11 protein-coding genes and 2 pseudogenes are annotated in these 15690 nt (G+C 71.6%); 8 read left to right on the top strand and 5 right to left on the bottom strand.

Annotation, left to right across the window (positions count from 1 at the left end; translation table 11 throughout):
* Nucleotides 1-115 (top strand): annotated as a pseudogene (locus tag PV410_RS31850) (ketol-acid reductoisomerase); the annotation flags it as partial.
* A complete protein-coding gene (locus tag PV410_RS31845) occupies nucleotides 108-614 on the top strand; it encodes an MEKHLA domain-containing protein (protein WP_500329216.1) in 507 nt (168 codons plus the stop codon). The pseudogene PV410_RS31850 and the gene PV410_RS31845, both read left to right, overlap by 8 nt.
* Before the next feature lie 106 nt (nucleotides 615-720).
* On the opposite strand, the gene PV410_RS31840 is transcribed toward PV410_RS31845, so the two are convergent.
* The 3 genes and pseudogenes from PV410_RS31840 to PV410_RS31830 form a co-directional block, all read right to left on the bottom strand.
* The gene (locus tag PV410_RS31840; RefSeq protein ID WP_500329215.1) at nucleotides 721-1131 is read right to left on the bottom strand and encodes a cupin domain-containing protein; all 411 of its coding nucleotides are present in this window, start codon (nucleotides 1129-1131) and stop codon (nucleotides 721-723) included.
* A gap of 136 nt (nucleotides 1132-1267) precedes the next feature.
* Nucleotides 1268-1636, bottom strand: a complete 369-nt coding sequence (locus PV410_RS31835) for an SMI1/KNR4 family protein (protein WP_500329214.1) — start codon at nucleotides 1634-1636, stop codon at nucleotides 1268-1270.
* Nucleotides 1637-1812: 176 nt separating this feature from the next.
* Nucleotides 1813-2208: pseudogene (locus PV410_RS31830) on the bottom strand (SDR family oxidoreductase); the annotation flags it as partial.
* A gap of 289 nt (nucleotides 2209-2497) precedes the next feature.
* Here PV410_RS31830 and PV410_RS31825 point away from each other — a divergent pair.
* Entirely contained in the window at nucleotides 2498-3157 is a 660-nt protein-coding gene (locus PV410_RS31825; RefSeq protein WP_500329213.1) for a hemerythrin domain-containing protein, read from the top strand.
* Between the two features lie 115 nt (nucleotides 3158-3272).
* On the opposite strand, the gene PV410_RS31820 is transcribed toward PV410_RS31825, so the two are convergent.
* Nucleotides 3273-3821, bottom strand: a complete 549-nt coding sequence (locus tag PV410_RS31820; RefSeq protein WP_500329222.1) for a GNAT family N-acetyltransferase — start codon at nucleotides 3819-3821, stop codon at nucleotides 3273-3275.
* Between the two features lie 441 nt (nucleotides 3822-4262).
* Between PV410_RS31820 and PV410_RS31815 the strand changes: the two genes are divergently transcribed.
* Both PV410_RS31815 and PV410_RS31810 read left to right on the top strand, forming a co-directional pair.
* Nucleotides 4263-8087: a S8 family serine peptidase gene (locus tag PV410_RS31815; RefSeq protein WP_500329212.1), complete on the top strand. Its 3825-nt coding sequence runs from the start codon at nucleotides 4263-4265 to the stop codon at nucleotides 8085-8087.
* A 588-nt stretch (nucleotides 8088-8675) separates the two neighbouring features.
* Nucleotides 8676-9587, top strand: a complete 912-nt coding sequence (locus PV410_RS31810) for an NAD-dependent protein deacetylase (protein ID WP_500329221.1) — start codon at nucleotides 8676-8678, stop codon at nucleotides 9585-9587.
* A gap of 349 nt (nucleotides 9588-9936) precedes the next feature.
* On the opposite strand, the gene PV410_RS31805 is transcribed toward PV410_RS31810, so the two are convergent.
* Nucleotides 9937-10989, bottom strand: coding sequence for an NAD(P)-dependent alcohol dehydrogenase (locus PV410_RS31805; protein ID WP_500329211.1), 1053 nt, complete (start codon nucleotides 10987-10989; stop codon nucleotides 9937-9939).
* 477 nt (nucleotides 10990-11466) lie between these two features.
* Between PV410_RS31805 and PV410_RS31800 the strand changes: the two genes are divergently transcribed.
* From PV410_RS31800 to PV410_RS31790, 3 genes are all read left to right on the top strand, one after another.
* Entirely contained in the window at nucleotides 11467-13668 is a 2202-nt protein-coding gene (locus PV410_RS31800) for an FUSC family protein (RefSeq protein ID WP_500329210.1), read from the top strand.
* A 74-nt stretch (nucleotides 13669-13742) separates the two neighbouring features.
* Entirely contained in the window at nucleotides 13743-15137 is a 1395-nt protein-coding gene (locus PV410_RS31795) for an NADP-dependent succinic semialdehyde dehydrogenase (RefSeq protein WP_500329209.1), read from the top strand.
* A gap of 19 nt (nucleotides 15138-15156) precedes the next feature.
* A complete protein-coding gene (locus tag PV410_RS31790; protein WP_500329208.1) occupies nucleotides 15157-15684 on the top strand; it encodes a YbhB/YbcL family Raf kinase inhibitor-like protein in 528 nt (175 codons plus the stop codon).
* Nucleotides 15685-15690: the final 6 nt, after the last annotated feature.

The following is a 15690-nucleotide window of genomic DNA, read 5'->3' as shown; positions in this document are numbered from 1 at the left end:
CAACGCCGGCCTGCCCCGGTACAACGAGTACAAGAAGGCCGACGAGAACCACCTGCTGGAGACCACCGGCAAGAAGCTCCGCAAGCTCATGAGCTGGGTCGAGAACGGTGACTGACCCCTCCCGGCGGATCCCCGCGCCGTCCGACCGGCGCGGGGATCCGCGCTTCGCCACGCTCCTCCTCGACAGCTACCGCCGCCTGGTGGGCGTCCACCTGTGCCCGCCGGTGTGGGCATCGGACGCCGAGGCGGCCCAGTGGCTCTACGAGGAGGCGCCCTTCGGGCTGCTGGCGCACGACACGTCGGCCGACCCGCTGTTCGTCTACGCCAACCGCACCGCGCAGCGGTCCTTCGGCTACACCTGGGAGGAGTTCATCGGCCTCCCGTCGCGCCGGTCGGCCGCGCCGGACGCACAGCAGGACCGGGACGCGCTGCTCGCATCGGTGGACGAACGCGGCTACGCCGACGGGTACCAGGGTCTGCGGCAGCACAAGGACGGCCGGATATTCCGGATCGAGGACGTGTGTATGTGGAACCTCGAGGACTCCGACGGAACCCACCACGGACAGGCCGCCGTGTTCCGTCCCCCGGTCGGACCCGGACCGTCCGCGGACTAGGTCACGTGTGACGGCGGCAACCGTGCCCATCGGGACGTCCCGATGGGCACAGTCCGCTCCGCCTGCGTACGTGCCCGGAGCGGCGAGGCCGTCGCCCTCCCGGGCGTCAGGACGGGCTGTACCGCAGGTGCCGCCGCTCGGCCAGCTCGTCCGCGCCGACCACGGTCAGCACGGGGGTGCCGGGAGGCGCGAACATGGTCACCACCAGCTGGGACTGTGCGTCCTGGAGGTTGTTGGCGCCCTGGTAGTGGATGACGTCGCCGCCGGGCTCGAACAGGGCGTCTCCGGCCTTGAGCACCCGGGGCGGCTGGCCTTCGAGCTCGAAGAGGATCTCGCCCTGGGTGACGTAGCCGAAGAGCGGCCCGGGGTGCCGGTGCGGCGGCGCGCCGGCGTCGCCGGGCTGCAGGGTGACCCGGATGGTCCTGGCCTCGGAGCCCTGCGGGATCCGCGGCTGCGCATCCGGCAGGGTCGCGATCACCTCGACGCCCGGGGGCAGGTGTGCGTGGTCTGCGCTCATGTGTTCCTCCAGCAACGTGGACTGTCCGCAGTGAGGACAAGACGGCGTCCCCGGCTGTGACAGGGGCCCGGCTTCGATCGGCGGCGAGCGCGGCCGCCAGGGAACGTGTGATGCGCAGACGGATGGTCGCCTACTCTCAGAGCCGGCCCTGTTCGGAGAACCGGGCTATGAACTCGGTGATGGACGAGGCCTGGTGGATGGCATCGGACCAGCCCTCGGCGGAGACGTCCACCGTGTACAGAGAGGGATGCTGCTGCCGGACGTCGTAGACCAGCAGTTCACGGCTGCCGTCACCGCCGATGATCACCGCGCCGGGAAGACGCGCGGCGAGCTCCGCGGCCTCATTGAGGCCGATCAGGTCACCGGCCGGGAAGAGCTGCAGGAAGTCGTCCGCCGGAGGAAAGAACCGGGACACAGCTCCCTGAACTGCAAGGAAGGTGCGGTAATCTTCGGGCAACGCAACCCCGAGCGCCCGCTGCTCGATCTCGGCTGAGGACGTGTCCACCGTCTGCCGCCTTCCCCGCGGCTGCCTGGAGCGGCCGCAGTGCGTGTGAGCAGGCAGGCTATCGGGACGGACCGGCGCGACCCCCGAGCTGCTGGGACCAGCGGTCCTCCAGCCGGGCACCTCCGCCTTGACGCCCCCTCCAGGCGCGGACCTGGCGTCACAGGCTCCGAGAGCAGCGCGGCGAGTGCCGCGCCGACGTCCTCGGGCTCGCCCATGCGGCCGAGGGCGACCTGCGAGCTGATACGTGTTCGCACCCGCTCGTCGCGCATCGTGCCGCCACCGCCGACGTCGGTTGCCGTGGCCCCGGGCGCGATGGCGTTGACGCGGATACCGCGTTCCCCGGGTTCCTTCGCCTGGTAGAGGGTCAGGACTTCGACCGCACCCTTGAGCGCGCCGTAGGCCGCGTGGCCCGGCGCGGCGAAATCCGCAACGGAAGTGGCGCACCGGTGGCCCCATGACGCCTGCGCGATCACCGAAAGGCCGGTACGGGCCCTGGCGTTCCTAGGACTCTCAGGGCCAGGTACAGGGCGACCGGAAGCGTTGTTTATCGTTAAACTACCTTTACCGACCATTCGGTACCGGAGAGCCGTGGTGTCGCCGGCCGAATGCACATGAACCGGCGCACCACGCAATGCACATGACGCACAGGGTTGCGCGGGTCGTGCTGTCGAAACGGCTCTCGCCGTCCCGCTTTCGGAATGGCGATGGCCTGGAGGGCGCCGTCGGTGGAGGCGACCTCAAAAGTATCGATCCGGTTGATCCCGGGCCGTTGCGCGTACCAGGGTGACGGCCCACCGAGAGTGGCCCCCGAAGTGGTTGCCACAGCGAGTGAGGTTTCAAGTGACGCAGACGAACGAGCCCATGGCGGATGTCCGAGACATGTACATGGCGCACACGATGCTGCGCCGGGAGTTCCGCCTCCTTCCCCGACTGGTGCGCGACGTGGCGCCGGGCGACGTGGAGCGCGCCGGAACGGTCGGTGCCCACGCCGAGCAGGTGTGCTTCCTGCTGCACCTGCACCACGAGGGCGAGGATCTGCTGCTCTGGCCGCGCCTGGTCGAACGCGGGGGCGACCGGGCGACGGCGATCGTGCCCACGATGGAGGAGCAGCACGCCGCCATCGAGGAGACCTACGAAGAGGTGACCGGGCTGCTGCCCCGGTGGCGCGCCACCGCCGAGCACGGCGGGCGCCTCGCGACCGCACTCGACCGACTGCTGTCCGCACTCCTGGAGCACCTGGCACTGGAGGAGAAGGAGGTACTCCCGCTCGCCGAGCAGTACGTGACCGCGGCCGAGTGGAGGCAACTCGGTGAGCACGGGATGGCCCGGACACCGCAGGAGGTCCTGCCGTTGTCCCTCGGGATGGCGATGTACGAGGCGGACCCCGAGGTCGTCGAGGCGCTCCTCGCGGAGCTGCCCGAGGCGCACCGCTCGGCGTTGACGGACGCCGCCGGGCGCGCGTACGCCGCCCACGCCGAGCGCGTGTACGGCACCGGCACCCCGCCCCGCATCGGCGACTGACACCCTTTGCCCGGGCGGCCCACGGCGGCTCCGCTTCGAGTGCCCGCTCCGGGCCCCGACGGCGGGACCGCCGTCGGCGTGTTCGTGGACGGTCCCGGTCCGATTCCGATGGTGCCTAGACCTCGGGAAGGGAAGGATCGGGCGTCCACGGGGATGGTGCGGTGATGGACCACCGTTCGTGGTCGCGCCAGGCCCCGTTGATGTAGAGGTAGTCGGGGGACAGACCCTCGTAGCGAAAGCCCAGGCGCTGGACCAGGGCCAAGGACGCCTTGTTCGCCGGCTGGATACTGGCCTCCAGCCGGTGGAGGCGCAGGTCTTCGAAGGCGTGCTGCATGGCTGCGGCGACCCCTTCGGTCATGTAACCCCGCCCCGCAGACGGGGCGAAAGCCGCGTAACCGAGGGACGCGCCCTGGTAGCGGCCCCGGATGATCGAGTTGATGTTGACCGTGCCGGCGGCCGCACCGGTGTCCGGAACGCGGACCAGAAAGCCCAGGTTGGTGCCGTCGTCGAAGCGGTGCATCCAGTCCTGGAACGCCTCCGCGGTCGCGGGCAGTTGCATCCACGGCCCGTAGAGCTCGGTGCTGGCCCTCACGAGCGAGCAGAACTCATCCTGGTCGGCGAGGGTGAGCGGGCGCAGTTCGACTCGCGACGGCATGTGGGGCATGTGGGGCATGCGGCCATGCTAGGCCTCTGCCGAAGAGAAGGTCACGAGAGTGATCATTTTCCGACGCACCCCCCGGTCCCCCGGGTACGTTGTCGGGTCGGACGGCCCAGGACTCGCGAACCCAAGCGGCGCCCCCCAGGGGTACCTCCGCCGTTTCCGGGACATGTCGGAGAAAGCCCCGTGTCGCCGTTGGGACATGGCCCAGTTGTGCCAGGCGGGATCGGTGACAGGCCCGGTTGGTGCGACGCATGATTCCGAAGGTCCGGTGAACCGCAGTTGTACAGGGGGTTTGCTCCCGGCACGGGAGTGCCCGGCGGCGGCGATCCCCGGCCCGAACCTGCAGCGCCGTCGAACACGGCCGGGTTCACCACGACGCGTCATGACGCCCACTCTCAGGCGCCCTGCCCGGATGCCGGGTTGACAGAAAGGCTGTAGACACCAATGAGACGCATCCGCCTCTGGGCGGTGATAGCGATGTCGGCGACGGTGGCGACGGGTGCGATCACGCCCGTTGCAGCCCAGTCCCCGTCGGAGACCGGTGCAGGTACGCCGGCGACCCACGACCGCGCGACCACCGTCCGCCTGATCACCGGCGACCGGGTCACCGTCAGCGACGCGCCGAACGGCAAGAAGACGGCGTCGGTGCAGCGCGCGCCGGGCCGGGAGGACGTCTTCTTCCAGATGACCGAGAAGGGCGGCGCCCTGACGGTGCTGCCCTCCGACGCGGCCGTGCTGGTCCGCACGGGGCAGCTGGACGAGGGGCTGTTCGACGTCGCGGGCCTGGTGGCCCAGGGGTACGACGAGGCGCACACCGACGCCCTGCCCCTGATCGTGTCCGCGCCCAAGGGCTCGGCGCGTGCCGCCGCCAAGCGGGCGGACGCCCTCGCGAAGTTCCAGGACGACTCGGCCGAGCCGCGGCGACTGCCGAGCATCGACGCCCAGGCGCTGCGCGTGGCCGACAAGGACCTCGCCGCGTTCTGGAAGCAACTCGCGCCCTCGGCGGGTGCGTCCGTGGCCAGCGCTGCGGCCGAGACCCCGAAGGTCTGGCTGGACCACAAGGTGCGTCCCACGCTGGACCGCAGCACCGCGCAGATCAACGCGCCCGCCGCATGGGCGGCCGGCTTCCACGGCGAGGGCGTCAAGGTCGCGGTCCTCGACACCGGCGCCGACCAGACGCACCCGGACCTCGCGGGCCGCGTCAGCGAGGCGAAGGACTTCAGCGACAGCGGCTCGACCCAGGACCACTTCGGCCACGGTACGCACGTCGCCGCCACCGCCGCCGGCAGCGGGGCCGCCTCCGCGGGCCTGCGCAAGGGCGTCGCGCCCAGCGCCGACCTGCTGATCGGCAAGGTGCTCGGGGACGACGGCTCCGGCAGCGAGTCCCAGGTCATCGCGGGCATGGAGTGGGCCGCGGCGCAGGGCGCCAGGGTCGTCAACATGAGCCTCGGCGCAGACATGCAGACCGACGGCACCGACCCCATGAGCCAGGCGGTGAACGAGATCTCCCGCAGCAGCGGCGCGCTCTTCGTCGTCGCCGCGGGCAACACCGGCGAGCTCGGTGAGATGACGGTGGGCTCGCCCGGCGCGGCCGACGCCGCCCTCACCGTCGGCGCGGTCGACCGCGACGACTCGCTGGCCTCCTTCTCCAGCCGTGGCCCGCGCTTCGGCGACAAGGCGGCCAAGCCGGACATCACCGCTCCGGGCGTCGGGATCGTCGCCGCCCGCGCCGCCGGCACGACCATGGGCGAACCGGTCGACGACCAGTACATCGCGGCAAGCGGTACATCCATGGCCACGCCCCATGTGGCCGGTGCGGCGGCCCTGATCGCCGGGCAGCACCCCGACTGGACGGGTGAGCAGCTCAAGGACGCGCTGATCAGCACGTCCCACACGGTGTCCGGCCAGGTGCCGACCGAGCAGGGCGGCGGACGCGTCGACGTCAAGGCGGCGTTCACGTCCCCCGTCACCGCCACCGGCACGATCATCCTGGGCCCGTTCGACCGGGACGCATCGCCGGTGCAGCGGGCCGGGGTGATCCGCTACACCAACAACTCCGGCGACGAGATCTCGCTGAGCCTGCGTGCGGCGCTGAAGGCCAAGGGCGGCAAGGAACTCCCCGCTCAGGCGCTGACGCTGGGTCCTGACACCGTCCGCGTCGCCCCCGGCGCGACCGTCGAGGTGCCGGTCGGCGTCGACCCGGCGAAGGCGGGCCGCGGCAGCTACTACGGCTACGTCACCGCCACGTCCACCGGCGGCGTGTCGGTGCACACCACGCTCAGCCTGTGGGTGCGCGCTCCGATGCACAAGCTGACCATCGACTCCCTCGGGCTGGAGGGGGAGCCCACGGCATGGGCCCTGCTGGACGTCTTCGGAGGGGACACGGAGGTCCAGTTCACCGACTCGGGGGTCGCCCAGGTCGAGGAGGGCACCTACCTGATCGGCGGCACGCTGGCGGAGGACGGCGGCGACGGCGTCCGGGTGATCCAGGTGATCGATCCCGAGGTGAAGGTCACCAAGGACACCACCGTCACCCTGGACGCGCGCAAGGCCAAGCCGGTGCAGGTGCGCACGCCCAAGCCCGCCGAGCGCCGCAACAACCTGACGTACCAGATGTACCGGAAGATCGACGGCGTCGAGCAGACCATGGGCATCTACTACGAGGACGGCGGCGGGGACGTCGACCTGTGGGTGAACCCCACGTCCAAGGTCACCGAGGGCGAGTTCGAGTTCAACTCCCGCTGGGAGATGACGGCTCCCGACCTCATCACCGAGGTCCGCGGGGCGGACTTCGACCTGGAGTCGTTCTACGCCAAGCAGTCCACGCCGTTCGACCCCGACGGTGAGCGGCTCGTCGCCGTGGACGCCGGGACGAGGGACAAGCCGGACCTGCGGCCCGCCACCGTGCGGGGCAAGCTCGCGGTGATCCGCGACGACTACGCGATGGACGGGTACGACCTGGCGGAGACGGCCGCGAAGGCGGGTGCGAAGGGCGTCGTGATCGTCCTGCCCCAGGGGTTCCTCGCCTACACCAGCTGGAAGCCGATGGACACGCGCTCCGTCGTGCCCGTCATCCGGATGACCGGGGACGACGGCGCCAAGCTGCTGCAGTACATGCAGAAGCACAAGGCCGTCGTCGACGTCTCCGGGACGGTCGAGAGCCCGTACCTGTACGACATCGCGGCGAACTGGCAGCAGCAGATCCCGCAGAACGTGACGTACACCGTCACGGAACGCAACACCGCGCAGGTGAAGGCCTCCTACGCGGACAACGGCACACTGCACTGGACGAGCGAGCAGCGGTTCAGCTGGCGACCCTACGCGCAGGTCGCCTGGGAGACCTCGCGCTGGGCGCCGACGGGCAAGACCCGCACGGAGTACGTCACCTCCGGGGACACGCAGTTCATGCACTACGTGGACTTCATGGCCGGCCCCGACCTGTTCTACAGCGGTGCGCTGCAGTCCGGTCTGCGGGACACCCCCCGCACCTTCAAGACCGGTGAGAAGGCCTCGGAGGAGTGGTACGAGGCCGTGGTGCGGCCGTCGATCCCGCGCGGCTGGAGCCGTCCGGCCGTCCGCACCGGTGACCTGTTCAGCGTGGCGATCCCGGAGTACACCGACGCGGCGGGTCACTGGGCACGCAAGCAGGAACCCGCCGCCGGCGGCGGCATCGGGAGGGTCGGTAGCGCGCCCGGAACGCTGGACGACCCGACCTACCCCCAGGGGGACAGCGTGACGGCCGTCCTCTACCGCGATGGCAAGAAGGTGGGCGAGTCCGCGGGCGCCTGGGGGAACTTCGCCGTCCCCGCGGGCCGGGCCGGCTACCGTCTGGAGCTGACGACCGGACGTGACACCGAGTACTGGCGGACCGGTACGAGGACCTTCACGTCCTGGGGCTTCCGCTCGGACACCGCGGCCGAGGAGACCCTGCTGCCCCTCCTCCAGGTCGACTACGGTGTCCCGGCCGACGTGCGGAACACCGTCGACGGCGGGAAGCGGCACGAACTCGCCCTGACCGTCCGGAACCAGGACGGGCTGGCCGCCCCCACCGGGGTCAAGCTCAAGGTCGAGGCGTCCTTCGACGAGGGCAAGAGCTGGAACGGACGGGTCCGTGTCGAGGACCGCGGCCACAACCGGTTCACCGCGACCATCGAGCGCCCGGGCGACCAGCGGAAGGGTGCGTACGTGACCCTGCGGGTCACGGCCTCCGACAAGGCGGGCAACACGGTGCAGCAGACCGTGGAACGGGCCTACCTGCTCGGTAAGTGAGCAAGCGCCTCCGCGGCAACCCCGCGGAGGCGCGGGCCGAGCCATCACGGCGGGTGCCGGGGGTACGACCCCCGGCACCCGCCGTTCGCCGTGGGGCGTGGGCGGTGGGGCGGCTCAGTCCAAGCGGGATGCCAGCCCCTCGAACCAGTCGGCCAGCGCGGCGGGCGTGTCGCCGTCGAGACGGTCCATGTCAAGATCCCGCCGGACGTCCCGGCCGTGGCCCTCGTCGCGCTCGGCTGTGCCATGCCCACGGTGCCGCACGCCCCGGACCGGCTGGGCGGCATCCGGTACGGGCAGAACGTCATCGTCCAGGGCTCGGGGCCGGTCGGCCTCGCCGCCACGACCACGATCGACGTGACGAAGACCGACGAGCACGAGCGGGCCGCCGCCGTCCTGGAGATCACGGACGGGCGCGGCGCCAACATCCGCGTCATCGGCGTCTTGCCGACCCCGCGGCACGTGTACGACACGATCCGGATCACCCGGATGTGCCATCAGCGGTTCCCGCTCGCCGTGATCGTCACCCACCCCTTCCCGCTGGAGCAGGCGCAGGACGCGTTGGGGAACGCCGTTGCGTACCCTTGCGGCATGCGCATGCGCCCCACCCTGAGCTGGACCCCTCCCGAGGACCTACCACCGGGCACCACGGATCTGGAGCCGGTCGCCGATGCGCTGAGGGCCGGCGGGGTGCTGGTGCTCAGCGGGGCGGGCATCTCCACGGAGTCGGGCATCCCCGACTACCGCGGCGAGGGCGGGAGCCTGAGCCGGCACACCCCGATGACCTACCAGGACTTCACCGGCAGCGCACAGGCCCGGCGCCGGTACTGGGCGCGCAGCCACCTGGGCTGGCGGACCTTCGGCCGCGCCCGCCCCAACGCCGGGCACCGTGTGGTGGCCGCGTTCGGGCGGCACGGCCTGCTCTCGGGTGCGATCACCCAGAACGTCGACGGCCTGCACCAGGCCGCCGGCAGCGACGACGTGGTGGAGCTCCACGGAAGCCTGGCCCGGGTCGTCTGCCTTTCCTGCGGCGCCCTCAGCCCGCGCGGCGAACTCGCCCGGCGGCTGGAGGAGGCCAACGCCGGCTTCGAGCCGGTGGCCGCGGGGATCAATCCGGACGGTGACGCCGACCTCACCGACGACCAGGTCGGGGACTTCCGTGTGGTGCCCTGTACGGTCTGCGGCGGCGTCCTCAAGCCGGACGTGGTGTTCTTCGGCGAGGCCGTTCCGCCGGGACGGGTCGAGCGGTGCCGCGAGCTGGTCCGTGAGGCGTCCTCGCTGCTGGTGCTGGGATCGTCGCTGACGGTGATGTCCGGGCTGCGGTTCGTCCGGCAGGCGGCCCAGGCCGGGAAGCCGGTGCTCATCGTCAACCGGGACCCGACCCGCGGCGACCAGTACGCCCTCGCCCGCGTCGAGCTCCCGCTGGGAACGGCCCTCACCTCCGTGGCCGGCCGGCTGGACCTCCCCGTCGACGGTCAGGCGGCGGCTCCGGCGGGTTGCTGACGTTCCGTTGACGACCTGCCGGTGATCCCGCCGGGCGACCGCGCCCGTCCGGCCCGCCCACCACAGGACCAATCGTCAGGGTGCCGCCACGAACCGGCTCAGCCGATACGTGGTCGGCTGGGCTCATCAACGCCCTCGCGGACGAGGCACGTTCGCAGGCGCACGAGAACACCGCCCACGGAAATCCGTTCTTCGGCGCGGCGGCCGCCCACGAGGGCGGCCCGAGGAGGTGTTCGGTTATCTGACGGCGACCGACAAGACGCTGCCGCCCACCTGAAACAGGCGGGCGGCGCGCACGTGAGCCGTGCCGTCGGCGGGCCGGCCTACCTACCGCGCGGGCGCGCGGGCGTCATTCGAAGACGATGACCTGGCGGCCGATGACGTCGCCGTGGCCGAGGGCCTCGAGGTTGTCGTTGATGTCCTCGAGCCTGACTTTGGTGACGTTGTGCTTGACGAGGCCGGCTTCGGCCAGGGAGAGCACCTCGACCAGGTCCAGATGGTTGCCCCAGAAGGAGCCCATGTAGGTCAGTTCCGTCCCCACGAAGGGGAACTGCTTGTGCTCGACGTGGTGGCTCATGAGGCCGACGGCCGCCAGTACCCCTTCGGGGCCCAGCAGGTCGAACCCCATGGAGATGGACGCGTTGCTGCCGACGCAGTCCAGGATGGCATCGATCGTCCTGCGGCCGGTGAGCTGTTCCAGCTCGTCCTGGATGGTCTCGGTGGACTTGTCGCGGACGTTGATCCCGTAGTCGGCGCCGTTCTCCTTCGCCACGTCCAGCTTGCCGTCCTTGCGGGCGAGGGCCACCACGGTCGCTCCGCCGCCGAGCAGCTTCGCGTACTGGACTGCGTAGCTGCCCAGGCCCCCGATGCCCGTGACGGCGACGGTACGGCCGGGGCCGAGCTTGCCGGTGTCCCGGAGCTTGCGCATCCCGCGGTACGGGGTCATGCCCGCGTCGGTCATCGGGGCGAGGACCTCGGGCGTCTTCGCCGCGTTCTCCGAGACGGGGATCGCGTGTCGGCATTCCACGGCCATGTACTCGGCGAAGCCTCCGGGAGGTCCGAAGCCCACCCACCTGCCGTTGCCGCTGCACAGCTGTTCGTTGCCCTCCCGGCACTGGCGGCAAGTGCCGTCGCCCCAGCTGGGGTTGACCACGACCATGTCGCCCTCGGAGTAGCCCACCGATTTCGGTACGGCGCTGCCCATCCCCGCCACCCGGCCGGTGACCTCGTGGCCGGGGATGTAGGGGAGGTCCACGGGGAACGGTCCCTCGAAGTAGCCGTTGAGGAGCTGGTAGTCGCTGCGGCACATGCCGGTCGCGGCGACCTTCAGCAGGATCTCGTCCGGTGCCGGGTCGGGCATGGGGACGTCTTCGATGCGCAGGGGCTCCTTGTACCCGTGCATCCGAGCTGCTTGCATCTGCATGGGGGTGCCTCGCTTTCGCCGGCGGGCAGCACTACGTGCCGGTGCAGCGTGACGATCTCGCAATGCTGCGCCGGTCGAGGTGGCCGCCGCTCCGCTTCGGATACCTCCAGGGTCCTGCGCCAGCCGACGCCGCGCATCCGGAGCCGAGGGCGGGGGAGTGCGATCCGTCGCCGTCCGGTCGCTGACCGCAACTCGGTTGAATGTGCGTGCCACTTCACGCCCTCCGGGCGGGAGCGGCGGCACCGCGGTACCGCACGTTCGCGCGGTGGCCCGCTGCCCGGCCGGGACCTACGGTTGGTGGATGGGAGTGCCACGCCGGATGCGTGGTCGCACGGCGGCACCGGCGCGCTGGAGCGGGCCTGTGCCGCTGTGCGTCGCCGGCGCCGGCGGGACGTTCGACGTCCGCCGAGCAGGCGCGCGGTCGCCCGGCCACCCACCGAGGCCTACGGTTGACCGGTGGGAGTGCGGCGCTGGACGGAGTGGCTGCGGGCCCGGGATCCCGGGTTGGCCGCGGTACGCCGTGCCGCACGCGTCACGGTGGTCGCGTGCGCGGGGTTCTATGCCGCGCGGTACGGGCTGGGCGACCGGACGGTCGCGATCTACGCCCTCTTCGGTGCCGTCGCGGCGGGTGGGTTGTCGTCCGTGCCGGGGACGCCGCGTCAGCGGGCGGTGACGCTGCTGGCGGTGCTGCCGCTCGCGATGGCGCTGGTGACGCTCGGTACATGGCTGGCGGCGTACGGGTGGGCGGCGGCGCTGGGGATGCTCGTGGTGGGGTTCCTCGTGACGTACAGCGGGGTCGGCGGGCCGAAGTTCGTCGGGCTGGCCAACGGGCTGCAGCTGTTCTACATCCTGCCGTGCTTCCCGCCGTACGCGCCTTCGACGTTGGGGTTGCGGCTCACGGGCCTGGTCGCCGGGATGGCCTTGATGGCGGCCGCCGAGCTGTGGCTGTGGCCGGCGGCGCGTCCGGGCCGCTACCACGACCGGCTGGCGCGGGCGGGGCAGGTGGCCGCCGGTGCCCTGTACGGCTTGGCGGCGGATCCGCCGCGGCGCTCCGACCCGGCGCTGCTGCTGGAGGTGTCGCAGGCGCTGCGCATGAGTCACGTACCCGCCGACGAGCGTCCGGTGTCGGCGTCGGCGCGGGACCGGGCGCTGTCCGAGGGCGCCGGGCACATGCGGCATCTGCTGGCGCAGGCACGGCAGCTGGAGGAGTCGGCGGCCGAGGGGGCGGCACTGAGCGAACCCGTCGCGAAGGGGCTGCTGCTGGCGTCCGCCGCCACGTGCGAGGACGTGGCGCGGGCCCTGACGGGGAAGGCACCGCCGCCGATGCCGGCCCTGTGCGGCGACGCGGTGCGGGCGTTCGAGTCGCACCGCGGCCAACCGCGCGAGGCGGGCACGGACTCGGCGACGATGGTGCGGAACGGCGCGATCGCCCTCGACATCACGCACACGGCGGACCTGGTGGTGGCGGCGACCCGGATCGCGTTGGGCGCCCCGGTGCCCGCCGGGACCGCGTCGCCGGAGGTACGGGGCGCGTTCTGGTACGCGGGCCGGTCGACGGCGGAGTTGTACTACCGGCGGGTGCTGGCCCACCTCACCCCGCGGTCGGTGTGCTTCCAGAACGCGGTGCGCATCGCGGTGGCCCTTGCGGCGGCGCGCTTGGTCGTGGGCCAGCTGGGCCTGGCGCACGGCTTCTGGGCGCTGCTGACGACCCTGACCGTGATGCGGACGAGTGCCGCCGACACCCGTACCGCTCTGCGGCCCGCGCTGCGCGGGACACTCGCGGGGGCGGTCGTCGCGGCACTGATCCTGCACTTCGCCGCGGACGCGCCGGCCGTGTACACGGTGATGCTGCCGCCCTGCATGCTGCTGGCGTTCGCGTCGGGCACGGTGCTGGGTCCGGGATGGGGGCAGGCGTTCTTCACCCTCACCGTGGCGGCGGCCTTCGCGCAGGTGGCCCCCAGCGGGCCCGAGCTGGCGGCAGCCCGGGTGCTGGACGTGCTGGCCGGGGCGCTGATCGGTGCGGTCGTCGGACTGCTCGCGTGGCCTCACGGCGGCACCGGGGAGCTGCGGAGGGCCTGCGCGCGCGTGCTGGACGAGGGCACCCGCGCGGTCACGGACGTGACCGGCACCATCACCGAGGGCGTGCGGGTCACCGACGCCCTGCCCAGGGCGAGGCTCGCGCAGCGGATCGCGGAGGCGAGCTACGCCGAGTACGCCACCGAACGACACCCCCCGCGGCGCGCTGGGGCGTCCTCCGACACCGACTTCCAGGTGATCATGCTGGTGGGCAACCGGGTCATCACGATGGGGCAGGTCCTGCTGGACAACTGCCCGCCGGGCGCGCTGTCCGCCTGGCCGCGGAGTGCCACGCACCTACGCGACGCCGCCCACAGGCTCCGGCTGTCCACGCTGCCGTTCAGCCACGCACTGCGCTCGGGCGAGGAGCAGGCCGCCCCCGTGGACGGCACCACCGACGACGCCCCGGCCGACACCACCGTGATCCACGACGTCTGCCTCGCGTCGCCCGGCCGGGCCCCCGACCCGCTGCTGTACTACGCCGTGGACGCCGCCATCTGGCTGGCCAGTCTGCGGCGCGCGATCGGCGCTGCCCGCTCGCCGCGCACGGCGGCCGGTACGACGACCTCCCCGTGGCGCTGACGTCCCCGCGACGCCGGATGCCTCGAGGCGCGGCCTGAATTGCCGGTCGGAATGGCCGGTCCTAGCGTGGAAGCATGGCCATCGCAACGATCAGCCCCGTGACCGGCGAGGTCCTCGAGCGGTTCGACGAACTCACCCCCGGGGAACTCGAGGACAAACTGGCCCGGGCGGCCGCCGCGGCCGCGTCGTACCGCCTGACGACACCGGAGCAGCGAGCGGGATGGGTCGAACAGGCCGCCGACCACCTGGAGAAGGAGGCCGACGCCGTCGCCCGGCTGCTCACCACGGAGATGGGCAAGACGCTCCGGTCCGCCCGGGAGGAAGTGGTCAAGTGCGTGCGCGGGCTGCGCTTCTACGCCGCCGAGGCACCCGCGTTCCTGCGGGACCGGACCGGTGACGGCCCGAGCGTCGGCGCGCGGCAGACGTACGTCACCTACCAGCCGCTCGGTGTGGTCCTGGCGGTGATGCCGTGGAACTTCCCGCTGTGGCAGGCGATGCGGTTCGCCGCGCCCGCGTTGATGGCGGGCAACGTGGGCCTGCTCAAGCACGCCTCCAACGTGCCCCGGACCGCTCTCTACATGGAGCGGCTGTTCCGTGACGCGGGCTTCCCGGACGACGTGTTCCAGACCCTGCTGATCTCCTCCGGACGGGTCGAGCAGGTGCTGCGGGACGAGCGCCTGGCGGCCGCGACGCTCACCGGCAGCGAACCCGCGGGACGGTCGGTGGCCGCCATCGCCGGGGACGAGATCAAGAAGGTGGTCCTCGAACTCGGCGGTTCCGACCCCTTCATCGTGATGCCGTCCACGGACCTGGAGCGGGCCACCGACGCCGCGGTCAGGGCACGGTGCCTCAACAACGGGCAGTCGTGCATCAACGGCAAGCGGTTCTTCGTCCACGCGGACATCGCCGAGGCCTTCATCGGGATGTTCGTCGCGAAGATGGGCGCGCTGGTCGTGGGGGACCCGATGGACGACGGGACCGACGTCGGCCCGCTGGCCACCGAGTCCGGCCGCCGTGACGTGGAGGCCTACGTGGACGATGCCGTGAGCAAGGGGGCGACGGTGCTGGTGGGCGGGGAACGACCGGACCGGCCCGGCTGGTTCTACCCTCCCACGGTGCTCACCGACATTACTCCCGACATGAAGATGTTCCACGAGGAGGTCTTCGGCCCGGTGGCGCAGGTGTGGACGGTGTCCTCGCTGGAGGAGGCACTCCGGATCGCCAACGGCCACCCGTACGGGCTGGGTTCCAACCTGTGGAGCGAGGACGAGGCGGACCGGGCGCTGTTCGTACGTGACGTGCAGTCGGGCATGGCCTTCATCAACGGCAACACGACCAGCTACCCGGAGATCCCATTCGGCGGAGTGAAGCGCAGCGGGTACGGACGCGAACTGTCGGACCTGGGCATGCGCGAGTTCATGAACGCCAAGACCGTCTGGATCGGCGGGAGCGCGGGCGGCACGTCGTAGCAGAAAGCGAGGGACCGTCATGATCAAGCCCTATGCCCCCTACGACTTCATGCCGCCGATCCCGGGCTTCTCGGTGACCTCGCAGTCCCTGGCCGACGGCGGGCAACTGGCGCGCGAGCACGTGAGCGGCATCCTGGGGGCGGGCGGATCGGACGTCTCACCGCAGCTGAGCTGGTCCGGCTTCCCCGAGGGGACCCGTAGTTTCACGGTCGCGATGTTCGACCCCGACGTGCCCACCGCCTCGGGCTTCTGGCACTGGGCCGTGGCCAACCTCCCCGCCTCCGTGACCGACCTGCCGGCCGGGGCGGGAGACGGAAGCGCGCTGCCGGGCGGCGCGGTGACGCTGCCCAACGACGCCGGCTACCGGAGGTACCTCGGTCCGGCGACACCTCCGGGCAACGGCCCGGACCGCTACTTCCTCGTGGTGCACGCCGTCGACGTGGAGAAGCTGGACGTGTCCGAGACGACGGCACCCGCCCTCATGGAGTTCCAGCTGTTCACGCACGCGATCGCGCGGGCGACCATGTACGGCACCTTCGAACGATGACAGGGC

The organism is Streptomyces sp. PA03-5A (assembly GCF_033792725.1).
In the GTDB taxonomy this organism is placed as follows: Bacteria; Actinomycetota; Actinomycetes; order Streptomycetales; family Streptomycetaceae; genus Actinacidiphila.
The sequence above is the reverse complement of the archived record's forward strand: the minus strand, read 5'-3'. Positions and strand labels throughout refer to the sequence as shown.

Bases quoted from the DNA above. Each gene is read 5' to 3' on its own strand.
- PV410_RS31840 (WP_500329215.1), bottom strand. From the start codon at position 1,131: ATGAGCGCAGACCACGCACACCTGCCCCCGGGCGTCGAGGTGATCGCG.
- PV410_RS31825 (WP_500329213.1), top strand. From the start codon at position 2,498: ATGGCGGATGTCCGAGACATGTACATGGCGCACACGATGCTGCGCCGG.
- PV410_RS31820 (WP_500329222.1), bottom strand. From the start codon at position 3,821: ATGCCCCACATGCCGTCGCGAGTCGAACTGCGCCCGCTCACCCTCGCC.
- PV410_RS31815 (WP_500329212.1), top strand. From the start codon at position 4,263: ATGAGACGCATCCGCCTCTGGGCGGTGATAGCGATGTCGGCGACGGTG.
- PV410_RS31810 (WP_500329221.1), top strand. From the start codon at position 8,676: ATGCGCATGCGCCCCACCCTGAGCTGGACCCCTCCCGAGGACCTACCA.
- PV410_RS31805 (WP_500329211.1), bottom strand. From the start codon at position 10,989: ATGCACGGGTACAAGGAGCCCCTGCGCATCGAAGACGTCCCCATGCCC.
- PV410_RS31795 (WP_500329209.1), top strand. From the start codon at position 13,743: ATGGCCATCGCAACGATCAGCCCCGTGACCGGCGAGGTCCTCGAGCGG.
- PV410_RS31790 (WP_500329208.1), top strand. From the start codon at position 15,157: ATGATCAAGCCCTATGCCCCCTACGACTTCATGCCGCCGATCCCGGGC.